Genomic DNA, 12,923 nt, shown 5'->3' with positions numbered 1-12,923 from the left:
GTGAGCAGTGCAGAATGATCGTGGGTCATCGCGTAGCTGCTTTCTGTGAGTCACTGTGAGAGGTAACTCGTTGATCACTACGCGATGGCCCACCCACGGCGAGGGAGCGACACGCCGCGGACCTGGCCGGATGCGCTCAGCCGATTCCCACCACTCCCCGGGACTTACCCCGCAACCGTTCTGCGCGAGTAGTCGACTACTTGTTTCTGCGGATCGACCGTAGGTGCACTCTTCCGCGAGCACGGGTGCGTTCGCGAGTCGTCGAGAAATAAGACCGGGAGGTCCATCGGGCGCGGTTCGCTGAGGTTTTCTCACTAGGCCGGTGCTTGTAGGTGAAGAAGCACGGGACCCGCAGCAGTGATCGAACCGATCCTCCACGGGCATAGACTGATTCGCTGCAGGGCTTCCACGTGGTCTTCAACAGGGCATTCGCGCGTTCGGCCGGAGCGTGCATCGCAGATAGCAGCCTGTCGCGGCAGCGAGTGCCGGCATCGAGATCGGGGCCTTTCGTCGGGACGTGGACGCCGATCCCGGCACCGGTGTGCCCCTTGTCGGCGATGGTGGGCATCCCGGCGGCGGCAGCGTTGTAGAGGGCGCCGAGGATCTGCCCCGGCGAGCAGCGGTGAGGTCGTGCACCGAGCCGGGTGCAACCTCGGACACCGATCGGGTAGCCGGCGGGATCGGTCAGGACCTGGATGTTGCCGCCGTGGCGGCTGTGTTTGCCCGAGTGCCACTGATCGTGGCCGGAGCGTTCCCTGCAGCGAGTCGAGAGGCGATGGAAGTGCCGTCGAGGCAGACATACTCCCAGCTGGCCTCTATCCCACGTTCGAGCGGGTCGTGCAGGTTCGGCGTGCGCCGCGATCACGTCGATACCTTTGTGCACTAAACGGTAGGCGGTGGCCACCGACACGCGGTCGCGGGCCAGGGCGGCGATAGCGGTGCCGTCTCGAAACCACCGCAGCGCCATCGCCGCCTGCACGTACACGGTCGCGGCCCGCTGCCAGCGCCGGCGATCGGTCCTGTGGGGGTGCGCAGCGAGGATGCGGGTGACGAAGGCCAGGGTGTGCTCGGGCACGTCGATCGTGGCACGATAGGTGCTTACGTGGGGTCCTGCTTCGGGAATGGATTTCTTGGTCGAAACCACTCCCTACCAGGCCTGACCCCGTGATCACTGTCCGATGACGCGGAGCCGTAGCCACCGAGGAAATACGCCTGCAGGATACCGAATTCGGCAGCCAAGGAACGGAAAACTCGAGGCGGAAGCGACCGTGGCTGACACTCCCGTCGGTCGTTACCCGATCGCGGATCGGGTCTACGGCGACGTTATCATCGGTCTCCTGGGCGACTACGACGACGTTCCCGTCCGGATCCAGGGCCCTCCCTGGCTCAGTGGACGCTGCCCTAAATGTTCTCGAACCCGGCGTAGCCGATCGGCTATCTCGGGGCGCGTCCAGACCGACCTTATGCTGGCTCCCCGGTCAGCATCGGAGCAACGGACAGTCCGGAGAAGTCGGCGGCCCCCGAGTCGTTCGCCGGCGTCGGACGGAGTGCGGTCGCAGTGGGCGCACTACTCGCGGCGCTGGGAGTTGTCGTGTCTGGATTCTCGGGAACGTGGCACTCATCCCGTTGTTTAGGGCGGGAGCGGTGTGGATCATCGCCGGAGTCGGCGTTCTTTCTCTTCTGAGAGGCCGCGTGACCACAATCGGGTAGGGCACTACGCGTGCCCGCCGTCTCCGGGCGCGTGACGATCGTTTCGTTAGCTTCGAACCGATGTGGCAAGGGTGACCGATATGCCGAAGAACATCGTCTACTGCGCTGACGGGACCTGGAACTCGGGCAAGCTCACGAACACGAACGTTCACCGCTTCCACGAAGCGCTCGCGTCGACTTCCACCCAGATCAAGCTGTACGACCCCGGAGTGGGTACCGACGGAAGCCTGCTCTCTCGCTTGCGGGGCGGTGCCTTCGGGGAAGGTCTCGTCGAGAACGTACGGGAAGGCTATGGGCGTATCGCCGAAGTGTTCGAAGAAGGAGACCGCCTCTTTCTCATCGGCTTCAGTCGCGGCGCATATACGGCGCGGAGCCTCGGCGGGATGATCTCCTACTGCGGGTTGCCGTCCAGTCGGCCCACCGCTCGTCTCGTCGATCAGGCATTCCACGCGTACCGCAACCGGACGGGTGACGAGAAGAAGTGGGGCGAACCTCCCGTGGAAGTCCGCATGGTGGATGGGCACGTCGAGATGATCGGCGTGTGGGACACGGTGGGAACGCTCGGGATCCCCGGAGCGCTCTTCGGTCGTCTCGACCAGAAGGCCTATGGATTCCTGGACACGCAACTCCACCCCGATGTGAAGGCCGCCTACCACGCACTCTCTCTCGACGAGAAGCGCCGCCAGTTCCCGCCGACACTGTGGGATGGTGAGCCGGCAGGCGAGCAGATCGTCGAACAGGTCTGGTTCGCGGGAGTGCACTGCGATGTCGGCGGTGGATACCCGTCGACCTCGCTGGCTGACATCACTCTGGCCTGGATGTTATCCAATGCCGAAAGGCACGGTGTAGAGAAGGATCCGGCTGTCACCGCGACCTATCCTGCGCTCCTGCTGGACTACGCCGAGGCGCTCGGACCGGTCAACAAATCGTGGAATCCACTGTGGGGATTACCGAATCGCCGGAGGGTCGCCGACGACGCGCTCGTGGCCGACTCGGTGGTCTGCCGGGTGACCATGCAACCTCGATACTCACCGCCGCTGGCCATGGACAGCAACCCACGGCGTTTGGCGAGGTCGTACAGGCTCGCCTCGGTGGTCTACATCTAGCCGCTTTCGGAAGATCGGGCCGCTACCGACCGGCTCCGATGTCGACGAGGGGAAACTCCATGTTCACACCATTGCTCTTACCGACACGTCACCCACGGCAGTATCTCTCCGAGATCAAGAGGCTGTCGTCGGCTGCATCGCCGCTGCTGGAAGGTCGTCTGCCGTGGCTCGCCGCCGAGTTGGTCGGGCGGATCCCTACGGTTCGACGGCTCGCCAGCAGGGCCGTGATCAACAGGTACGCATACGTCGTTCCGCCGCGGCCACGCCCACTGACGCTGGCCGCCGATTACGCGACGTGGACGAGCCTGACCGACCGCACCTACAGCGGACGCCACCTTCCGCCGTCCACCGAGTCGCCGGAGGAACTGCCGGCCGTCGAGGACGTGGTGGCGCTGTTCCGGCGAAACCGGGACTTGCCCTCCACCGACACGAGCGTGTGGTTCGCGTTCTTCGCGCAGTGGTTCACCGACAGCTTTCTGCGCACGAACAAGGACGATCCGAAGAAGAACGACTCCAACCACGAGATCGATCTCTGCCAGATCTATGGGGTGAATCAGCACAAGACGGAGATGCTGCGGGCTCACTACGGAGGTCGCCTCGACAGCCAGATCATCGACGAGGCGGAATATCCTCCGTTCCTGTTCGCCGCGCGGGAACCGGGCGAGACCCCGACCATTGCATCGCAGTTCGACGGACTGCACGACGAGAAGTACCTCCTGGGGACAATTCTTCGCCTGTGCCCGGACGAGCGGAAGAGCTCTGTGTTCGCGGTCGGACTGGAGCACGGCAACAGCACGATCGGCAATACCGTCCTGAACGTGCTTTTCCTACGCGAACACAACCGGATCGCCGGCCTCCTGGAGACTGCGTACCCGGAGTGGGACGACGATCGGCTGTTCGAAACCACCCGCAACATCATGATCGTTCTCCTGCTGAAGATCGTCATCGAGGAGTACATCAAGCACATCGGCCCGTTCGATTTCCCTATCGAGTTCGTGCCGTTCATTGCCGACGGTGAACGGTGGAATCGAACGAACTGGTGTGCAATCGAATTCAACCTCCTGTACCGGTGGCACTCGCTGATTCCCGATTCGGTGGTGTTCGATTCGCGGCGGATGTGCTCGAGCGAGTTCGTCGACAACAACCCACTCGTCCTCGACCGCGGAGTCGACTCGATCATCGAACAGTTCTCGCGACAGAAGGCGTCGAGGATCGGGCTGGGGAACACCCCGGCCTTCCTGGTCGACCGGAATCCCCGTTGCCCCGAACGTGAGTCGGTCGAAGAGAGGACCGTCCAGTTGATGCGACAAGCCCGGCTGCGCTCGTACAACGACTACCGTGAAGCGTTCGGACTCGACCGGTTGACGAGCTTCGCCGCCCTCACTCGGAACGCCGAACTACAACAGAAACTGGAAAAGCTCTACGGAGATGTCGACCGGGTCGAGTGGTATGTGGGCATCTTCGCCGAGGACTATCCACCTCAACGCATGATGGGCGAACTGCTCACCACGATGGTCGCGCACGACGCGTTCACCCAGGCTTTGACGAATCCGCTGCTTGCGCGCAACGTCTACAACGAGGACACCTTCTCGAAGGTCGGCATAGAGATCATCGAGCAGACGCACAACCTTCAGGAGATCGTCGCCCGCAATTCGAAGCGCACTGAGAAGGCATACGCGAGCTTCCGCGTCGAGTGAACGATATCCCCGACCTTCAGAGGAGCCTCGCGACGACCGGCGCGTGATCGGAACACGCCGCAGCGCGCCGCAAGGTGGGATCTGTGGTGATGCCGGGGAGGGAAGCTGTCGCGGTGCTCGCGGCATCGAGGTGGTCGAGCAATCGATGGCTGATCAGGATGTGATCGATCAACTCGTGTTGGCCCTCGAAGATCCGCGAGAACCGGCGCTCCTCGGGAATCAGTGGCGCGACGTTCCACAGGCGGGTTCTGTCGCCGCGATCCGGGCGAGGGTATCCGCCGGTCCCGATCTGGGATCCGGGCGGTCCGTGGAGGACCTGCGTGGTGGCGGCGCCGGCGGTGTCGTTGAGGTCGCCGAGCACGATCACAGCGGGGTCGTCGCGCGTGGGGCGGTGGCCGGTGGGATCCTCGAGCAGGGCGGTCGCGGCAGCTCGTACGGTGGCTGCTTCGGCCGCCCGCCGGTAGAGCGCGTAGGCGCCGAAGCGGGCACGCTCGTCCTCGTCATGCGGAGCGAATCGGTTACCGGGATACGTGAGCAGTTTCGACTTCAGGTGCGTGGTGAGCAGGTCGAGCATGCCGATTTCCGTCTCGACCCGAACCTTCAACGCACCGCGCCCCATACGGGACGCGAAACTGTGCGGATCCGATCCGTCGGATATCCGTATGGACCCTAGTGGCTCCGGGAAAGCGGTGATATCGGTTGTATCGGGGAACGGGAGCCGGGAGGCGAATCCCACCCGGATTCCGCGGGCATCCGGATAGGCAGACAGGCATCGGTGCCAGTGATCCGGCAGGAGTGCGGTCAGGTCGGCGAGGGCTTCGGGATCACCGACTTCCTGAACGGCGAGGATATCGGCGTCGATCTCGGTCACGGTGTCGGCGATCGTATCCAGCTTGCGTTGGTAGATCTCGTCGTTCGGCGGTCCGAATTCGTGTCCCGGACGGTACAAATTCTCCAGGTTCCACGTCGCGACGGTGACCATGTGCCCTCCCGCATCTTCGCGTCGTCACGATGTCGAAACGGACGGCGCTGCGTACGTCTTCGAGCATGCGGGAAGGTCGCCGGCGCGTCGCGAGTAATGAACTACTCGTTGCGCATCAATCGTCCGAGCTGTTCACGATCGCAAACGTCGAGCTTGATGCACGCTCGATACAGATGGCCCTCCACGGTGCGAACCGAGACGACCAGCCTGTCGGCGATCTGCCGATTCGCGAGGCCGGTCGCGACCAGCGCCGCGATCTCGCGTTCCCGGGTGGTCAGTGGGAGAGGGTGCGCCGCCGACTGGATGGCCGGCGTGGTGACACCGCCGCACCGGGCGGCCAGCTTGAATGCGCGGGCGGCGGATTCGGTACTTCGGCGCTTGTTTCCGTCTCGGGTGTGGATGGATGCAGCGAGCGCTGCCGCGTCGGCAGCGTCGAGGAGTAGCAGGCGTTCCTCGAACTCGTTGCTGACCGACTCCAGGCCCGCCGCATCAGCCTTCGCCACCGCCGCAGCGTGTCGGGCCTGGAGGGAGACGATCGGCCCGTCGACCCGGTCGACGAGCTTGGTGAGGCGATCGGTGACGGTACGGTCACCGAATCGTGTGGCGTCGTGAAGAGCGTCGGCCTCGACCGCGTACTGCCCGGACACCCGCGCAGCTTCGGCAGCCTCGTGAGCGAGCGCGAGGCTCCGCTGTTCGGAGTTCTCCGCGGCTGCCAGCCAGGACCGGGCAATCAGTCGGCTGGGCTCGTGTATCGCTGTGTGACGACCGATGTGTTCCTCTGCGCGGTCCAGTACACGGCGTGCTTGCTGAGGTTGCCCGAGCACGGCGTATGCCTTCACCAGAAGAATGGTGGCTGGGAGTCGCCACGGCAGTGGACCTTCGGCTGTGAGCGCGGCCAGCGACTGTTCGATCTCGGACACGACCTCGGGGAAACAGCCGCGACTGGAGTGGACCACGGCAGCCATGATCTTGGAGATTGCCCACGCGAGATACTGACCCGAAGAGGAGAAATGCGACGTGGCGGCGACACGCTGTTCCGCAAGTGTCAGCTGGCCCATCCGGGTGAGGGCGGCGACGTCGCCGTACCGGATCATGGTGCGGATCATGCCGTCGGTCGATTTCTGCATCGCGAAGCATCGGAGGGCAATCGCCTCGAACTCACTACCGCGGCCGACGGCCGGCAGGCCGAGTCCTGCGCTGAACGCAGCCCATTCGACAGCCTGGGCAAGTGCATCCGGGTCGGACAGAACCCGTTCTGCGAGGGCGAGCCCTTCGCCGAGTCTGTTCTCGTGGACGGCAACTGCGGCGGTGACCGCGTCGACGAGGGAGCGCAGGACCGGATGTTGGATGCGTTCGTCGAGCAGCGAGAGGATCTCGTGGGCTCGCCGGACGTCGCCGAACGACCAGAAGGGGATGGACACCCGAGGAATGCCCCATTGGAGGAGCTCGAGTTCGTTGAGATCGTCCGGATGGAACCGGGACAGCGTCTTCTCGGCGAGTCCCGGATGGCCCTGCCAAAGAAGGGCGCGTGCGAGCGATTCGGCGGCGGCTATTCCTCCTCCGTTCTTGCATGCCTGGCGGGCGAGGCGTTCACCGAGAGGATGGTTCGACAAGGACACGGCGTCTCTGGCAGCGGTGACGAGCAGTTCGGTGTCGGGTGCCCGGTCGCTGCCTAGATACAGTTCGGCCAGGCGGATGCGTTCACCGGCCGTGTGCGTACCGCGCTGCTGCAATTCGTCAACGAGCCGCCCGCGAAGCTTGCGAGCCGACGCGGTGCCCATGTGGGTGCGCACCACTTCGCCGAGCAGAGGATGACTGAATCGCACGTCGAGGCGGGAGCCTTCGGGCTCGATGCGGATCAGGCCGCGCAGTTCGGCCGTGTCCACCGGGTCCTCGCCGGCGAGGCGGAGCAGTACGTCGAGATCGAGCGGTTCGCACAGTGCGAGCGGTCCGAGGGCGGCCCGGACATCCGGGCCGGCGCGGTCGATGCGGCGTTGGAGCAACTCGGCGAGACCGGGGGTCGCGGTGGTCTGTCCACGCAGTTGCCAGACACCCGAAACCCGGATCAGATGTCCGGCGTCGAGGGCGCCTTCGACGAGATGTCGCAGGAAAAGCGCATTACCTCGCGACATGTCCCACATGACATCCGCGCTCAGCTCCTCCAGCTGGCCACCCAGGACGGACCTGACCAGGCGAATGCTCTCCTCCTTGGTGAACGGCCGCAGTTCGATTCGTTCCAGATAATTGTCCTTCCACAGTGACGTGACGGCGTCGGGGACGGGTTCACCCGAGCGGATCGTGACGATGATCCGTACTGCATGTTCGATCGCGAGCTGATGGAGAAGGGTTGCCGACAGCTGGTCCAACAGGTGTGCGTCGTCGACGCCTAGCACGATATCCGGCCGGCGAAGAAGAGATCGGCGGGCAGATCCGACCAGAGCGACGGCGTCCCGGGCCGTGGAGGGATCGACCAGTGGGGCGAATGCACCGAGTGGAATATCGCGTGCGGACTCCGTGCCGGCGACCCACTGCACCGGGCATCCCAGTGAATCGGCGACGAGGTGGGCGAGCGTGGTTTTCCCGACCCCGGCCGCGCCGATCACGATGATGCCGTGGCCTCCGTCGACCAGGAAGGCTCGGATCGTGTCGAACTCGTCGGGACGATCGATCAGCTGCCAATTGCAGGCCACGGTATCCGAGTATAGGCAAGCCACACCGAGAAGAACACGGGCCGGACGGTACGAGGAATGGAATGCGTTTATTCGGGAATGTCGGAAACGGTCGTCGGTTCCCTGCGGTCGATTCCGTTCACGCGGTGCCGGAACTCGCTCGACGCGTTGTACACGCGGAGTTTGAGTCGGTTGATCGACCCCAGCGGCCGGTGGGCAGCGAGTCCGGTCCAGGAATTGAACGACAGTACGTCCTCCGCGTAGGTGCGGAGCGCATCGCTGCTCGTATCCTGGACGGGCAGCCTGATTCTCGCCACCGGAACATGAGGAGAGTCTTCTTCCGGCCACCGCACCGTCGCGTTCTCGACAGGCATCTTCTCGGGATCGGTGCACAATTGCACGCGTATCTCGTACTCGGCACTGTTTCGTTCGAAGAAACGCTCGACGGACGCGCGATGGGCGTCGTCACCTTCGGCGGATGAGATGCGTTGCCCTGTAAGGCATCGGACCGAATTCGAGAGCGGAGCGACACTGACCTTCGCCACATGATCGCCGTACCGGAGCGGTGCTGCGGAATGGTAGGTCTCACCTAGGATGTGGTGGTTCGGTCGAGCGAACAACTGCAGCGAGTCCGGAAGGTCGACACGGATCAGCGGGAAGATCCGCGCGGCCCCTTGGGCGAACAGGCACACCAGCCGAAGTATCGGATCGGGAGTGCGTGCGAGGATCTTCGCGAGGCGCATTCCGTGGACGGCGTACGAACGCACGTCGCCGAACGGAAATGTGTCGCTGTTGACGAGGACGAAGTCCTGGTTGTGGTGACCATCGCCGGGAACGATCCGTTCCCCGGCCACACCCAGAACCTTGACCGCCATGCCGCGGACACCGCGAACCTGATCGCTGCGGATCGCGCCGGCCGTGCTGGAAAGCCTGATGACCACCGGATATGTCGCGGGTGTCGCGAACATCCCTTGCCGGAACGGTGCGGGTAGATCCGGGTACACCGTGAGCTCCCCCCGCATGACGCCCAGACCTTTGGCGTGAGCATCGCGGATCGCGTGCTTGTATTTCTCGGCCGCCCACTCGTTGTTCCGGCGGAGCGACCCGACGATCGTATCGGTCAGAGCGTCTTCGTCTGGGTCGCGTCGCTCGAGATCATCGCTGTAGCGGACGAAGGCGTGCGCGACTTTCGAATGAGCCGCGGAATCGGTGGAAGACATGAATCCTCCCGCTTGTCGGGATGTGTCGAGCCGACGACCGGACGCGTCGAAATCACGGATACGAGTCTGTTGGTGAGCAATGCCGCGGGGCACGAGTAGTGGGGTACTCGAATTCGGGATTTTCCGGCGTCCGGAACGGCGCACGTGATCACCTGTAGCGGAAGTCGCCCGGCATACTTCTCCGCGGAGCTATTCTCGGGAAGTGGACGCTTCAGCCCCGCGTGTCGATGTGGATTTGATGTTGTTCGGTGACGGCGTCGACCCCGAACAGGTCGACGAGGCGACCCGGACGCTTCGATCGGAATTGCTGGACCTGGATGTCGAAGATGTCAGAGCAGGGAAAGGTGGTCCGGCGCCCTCGGGCACCCGAGGGGTGGATGCCGACGCGATCGGCCAGCTGGTCGTGGGAATCGGGCCGAGTCTTCTTGCGCTGCGTCAATTGCTGGAGACCGTTCGCGGATGGCGCTCGAATCGGCGTGAGCTCAAGATCAGTGTGCGGATCGGTGAGGACCATATCGAGCTCACGGACGCTTCACCGGAAACCGAGAGTCGACTGGTGGAGGAGTTCCTTCGCCGCCAGAGCACTGTGTAGGGAAGGCCGGAGCGCTGCGTAGACGAGCACTGAGTAGACAGACGCTGTTACACGCGACGACGTTCGGGTCGTATCGGGTGCGAACTGCTCGCAACTGTGGTGGCGACCAGCACTGCCATCAGCGCCACGAAGACGATCGGCAGCTGAGACTCGATTCCCCACTGACGCGCCGAGTACGCCGAGTAGTACATCGCAATCGCCGCTGCGCCGGCCCATCCCACGGCCAGTGAGATCGCGAAGCGATCAGGTGATGCAACCGAAATGCATACAGGGACCACCAGCGCCATCAGCACCCACACGAGAATTCCCCAATTCTCCGACGAGACCTGATATTCGACGACAGCGAACCGTTCGGCCGCCAGCACCACGGCGGAGGCCACTCCGATCGCGGGTAATGCCCAGGATCGTGCGGATAGGGTTGTGCGCCAACGTAGAGCGGCCCCGCGGCATTGGAACGCCGCCACCCCCGCGACCCCGGCGGCGACCACGAGTATCCACAGGGCCACGTACCAGATCCATGTCGCCGGGCCCCACATGCTCCGGGGCTCCCACTGATTCCAGAGGAACCACGGGAGGGTGGCGCTTTCGCCCAGCAGCATTCCTGCTCCGAGCAGCCAGTTCTTGGACGGGCCGCAGAGGCAGACGCCGGCAATACCTACGAGGACCGCCGTGCCGAGGGCCGGAAGGACTGCGTGTGACCCGACGTCCAGGAGTGTCTCGTCGGAGTACTGCACGTACGGAATGAACGGGTTCGATGCCATCAGAAGGGCGGCGAGGACGGTCAGTGCGCCTGCCGAGCGCCGCAGAAGGGCCTCGGTGGCCCGTGTCGGCGTGACGTCGGTGGCCCCCAGGGCGGACTGTGTGGTTCGCTCCTGTGTTCGCCGCGGACGTTCAGACGCCGGGACCGGTGCTGGTACCGGATTCGCCGGTTTCGGATGGCTGCTCGTCGGTTTCGCCTCCGCGACGGCGTCCACGGGACCGACGCGGTCCGGACGCGGAGGACGGGGAAACGCGTTCGGTGGGCTTTGCGGCCGTGTCGGTTTCGGGGAGGTCGATGGTGCGGAGTCGTGCTTCGGCTCGGAGGGCTGGGGGCGCGCAGTCTCCGGATCAGCCGAAGGCAGCACCGGCAGTCGTACCTGCTCGCGAAGGGCCACCGACGCGGCCGAGGCCACACGGCGGCTGTCGTCCTTCGCGAGCTTCTGCAAGACCCGCTCGGCGGATTCGGCGAGACCAAGATGCCGTCCCTTGCGAAGCTTCTGGAGTTCCTCGACTGCGGTCATTCGAACGCTGGGAATGGGATGGTCGATCAACTGCTCGAGCTCGACGGACAGTGGTGTCGGTTCGCTCAGCCGCCGGATACGCCGGGCGATGTGGAGATCACCTTGCACACCGAAAACCCACTTGCCCGGTGTCTGATTCGGTGAAGACGTCCGGACCTTCCCGTACACGTAGTCGTACAACTCATCGAGAGTGATCATCCCGTCCTGATTGCGGTCGGCTTCACCGGTGGCGAGCCCATCCACAAGAGCTCCGGTGAATACCGAAGGGCCATCGGTACTGGAATTCGCAAGTTCGCCGCTTTCGAAGGAGTACTCCATCGAACTGGATGCAGTGATCACTGCGCGACCGCGCCCGGTCAGCTGCTCTTGGAGGTTCATGCCCGTGTCGGCTCGATGGGCCATACCTCTCTCGAAGGCGCCGGCGTAGCAGCAGTCCAAAAACAGGATGATCCGCCGGGACCGGCTCCTGTTCATCCGACGGCTGACGAACTCCGCGGCAACCCCCGTAGCTCCCAGCCGGGTGAGCTTCGTGTTCGACGCCGCGAAGTACAGTTCGCCCGATTCGTCCTTCACGCCGTGGCAAGAGAAGTGCAGGAGCAGCAAGTCTTCAGGGCCGCGCTCCGCGAAGAATTCCTCCACGCCTTCGCTCACCACGTAGGCGGGCTCGTTCACGAGGGTGCGCACATCGAATGCCCCGATGCGGGGGTCTTTCAATACCGAAGCGAGAGCTTCGGCATCCTGTGTCGGAGCCCTGAGTCGTTGCAGGCCCGGGTCCTGATAGTCGGCACAAGCGACGATCAGGGCGTTCCTTCGTCCGGTAACCATAATGCACCTGCCCGTACTGTTTCTGCCCGCGCAGCCGGGAGGCCGCTACGCCACCCCCATACGGCACGATCCGATCGGTTCCGCACCGGCTGGCACCGTCCGGTTCATCGGGCGTAGTTTCCCGGCGCAGGCACAGCGTCTCTCGTCTTGTGCCGGGTTGTCAGGAGTAGAGGACTACTTGCATTCGGGTGCCGACGGCTCAGCCGGGTGCGCGGGCGGATTCCCGATTCGGCGGGGTGAAGAGGCAGATCGGCGTTTGAATACCACGACGAGCCCCGCTGCGACCATCACCTGGCCCACCATCAACGCTGTCGGCAGCGCGACGAGCTCCCAGCCGGTCGAGGCGAACCCGAAAGCCCACACCACGATGGTCGCGGCCAGAGCCACTGTGGTCACCTGTCCGAGCGCCATGAGGACTGTCGCCCTCCCTCGAGTGTGTCGCCGGAGAATGCAGGCGGTCCCGACGATGGCTCCGGCGAGAGAACAGGGCAATCCGACCAATGTCGGCAGCACCACCAGCAGTTCGAGACCACGGCCGCCGACTTCGACCACTCCTGACACGACCAGCTGAGGCACCACGTAGATCAGGACCGCAACCGTGCACAACACCGAGATGATCGAGACGGTCCGGAGCATCTTCATGAAGGCAAGGTAACGGACGAGGTGATCCATTCGAGGATGCCCCGGGCGGGCCGAAGGGTTTCGGTCGAAAGCCCCCGCAACCGCGGCGCGAATGGCACAGAATGGATCGGTAACCAATAGCAGGCGAGTGGGAAAGGTGCTTGCAGGGTCCACCGTCCACCCCGCTTCTCGATGCTTGAAAGATGCTGGGGGACTAGCAT

9 protein-coding genes are annotated in these 12,923 nt (G+C 64.1%); 3 read left to right on the top strand and 6 right to left on the bottom strand.

Annotated elements, in window-relative coordinates:
- Nucleotides 1–196: 196 nt before the first annotated feature.
- Nucleotides 197–1,075, bottom strand: coding sequence for a transposase family protein (locus AC0B44_RS12245; protein WP_471903145.1), 879 nt, complete (start codon nucleotides 1,073–1,075; stop codon nucleotides 197–199).
- Between the two features lie 715 nt (nucleotides 1,076–1,790).
- Here AC0B44_RS12245 and AC0B44_RS12240 point away from each other — a divergent pair.
- Nucleotides 1,791–2,816, top strand: a complete 1,026-nt coding sequence (locus tag AC0B44_RS12240) for a DUF2235 domain-containing protein (RefSeq protein ID WP_471903153.1) — start codon at nucleotides 1,791–1,793, stop codon at nucleotides 2,814–2,816.
- Nucleotides 2,817–2,875: 59 nt separating this feature from the next.
- Nucleotides 2,876–4,513 (top strand): peroxidase family protein, encoded by a 1,638-nt coding sequence (locus tag AC0B44_RS12235; RefSeq protein ID WP_471903144.1) that lies wholly within the window; start codon nucleotides 2,876–2,878, stop codon nucleotides 4,511–4,513.
- A gap of 16 nt (nucleotides 4,514–4,529) precedes the next feature.
- Here AC0B44_RS12235 and AC0B44_RS12230 read toward each other — a convergent pair whose 3' ends face one another.
- From AC0B44_RS12230 to AC0B44_RS12220, 3 genes are all read right to left on the bottom strand, one after another.
- Nucleotides 4,530–5,495: an endonuclease/exonuclease/phosphatase family protein gene (locus AC0B44_RS12230; RefSeq protein WP_471903143.1), complete on the bottom strand. Its 966-nt coding sequence runs from the start codon at nucleotides 5,493–5,495 to the stop codon at nucleotides 4,530–4,532.
- Nucleotides 5,496–5,596: 101 nt separating this feature from the next.
- Nucleotides 5,597–8,185, bottom strand: a complete 2,589-nt coding sequence (locus tag AC0B44_RS12225; RefSeq protein ID WP_471903142.1) for a LuxR C-terminal-related transcriptional regulator — start codon at nucleotides 8,183–8,185, stop codon at nucleotides 5,597–5,599.
- A 68-nt stretch (nucleotides 8,186–8,253) separates the two neighbouring features.
- Nucleotides 8,254–9,384 (bottom strand): catalase family protein, encoded by a 1,131-nt coding sequence (locus tag AC0B44_RS12220; protein WP_471903141.1) that lies wholly within the window; start codon nucleotides 9,382–9,384, stop codon nucleotides 8,254–8,256.
- Between the two features lie 202 nt (nucleotides 9,385–9,586).
- Between AC0B44_RS12220 and AC0B44_RS12215 the strand changes: the two genes are divergently transcribed.
- A complete protein-coding gene (locus AC0B44_RS12215) occupies nucleotides 9,587–9,976 on the top strand; it encodes an effector-associated constant component EACC1 (RefSeq protein WP_471903140.1) in 390 nt (129 codons plus the stop codon).
- Nucleotides 9,977–10,023: 47 nt separating this feature from the next.
- Here the strand turns inward: AC0B44_RS12215 and AC0B44_RS12210 are convergent, their stop codons facing one another.
- Both AC0B44_RS12210 and AC0B44_RS12205 read right to left on the bottom strand, forming a co-directional pair.
- The gene (locus AC0B44_RS12210) at nucleotides 10,024–12,081 is read right to left on the bottom strand and encodes a caspase family protein (RefSeq protein ID WP_471903139.1); all 2,058 of its coding nucleotides are present in this window, start codon (nucleotides 12,079–12,081) and stop codon (nucleotides 10,024–10,026) included.
- Between the two features lie 174 nt (nucleotides 12,082–12,255).
- A complete protein-coding gene (locus tag AC0B44_RS12205; protein WP_471903138.1) occupies nucleotides 12,256–12,723 on the bottom strand; it encodes a hypothetical protein in 468 nt (155 codons plus the stop codon).
- Nucleotides 12,724–12,923 lie beyond the last annotated feature (200 nt).

This window comes from Rhodococcus sp. NPDC019050, from assembly GCF_055664235.1.
The sequence above is the reverse complement of the archived record's forward strand: the minus strand, read 5'-3'. Positions and strand labels throughout refer to the sequence as shown.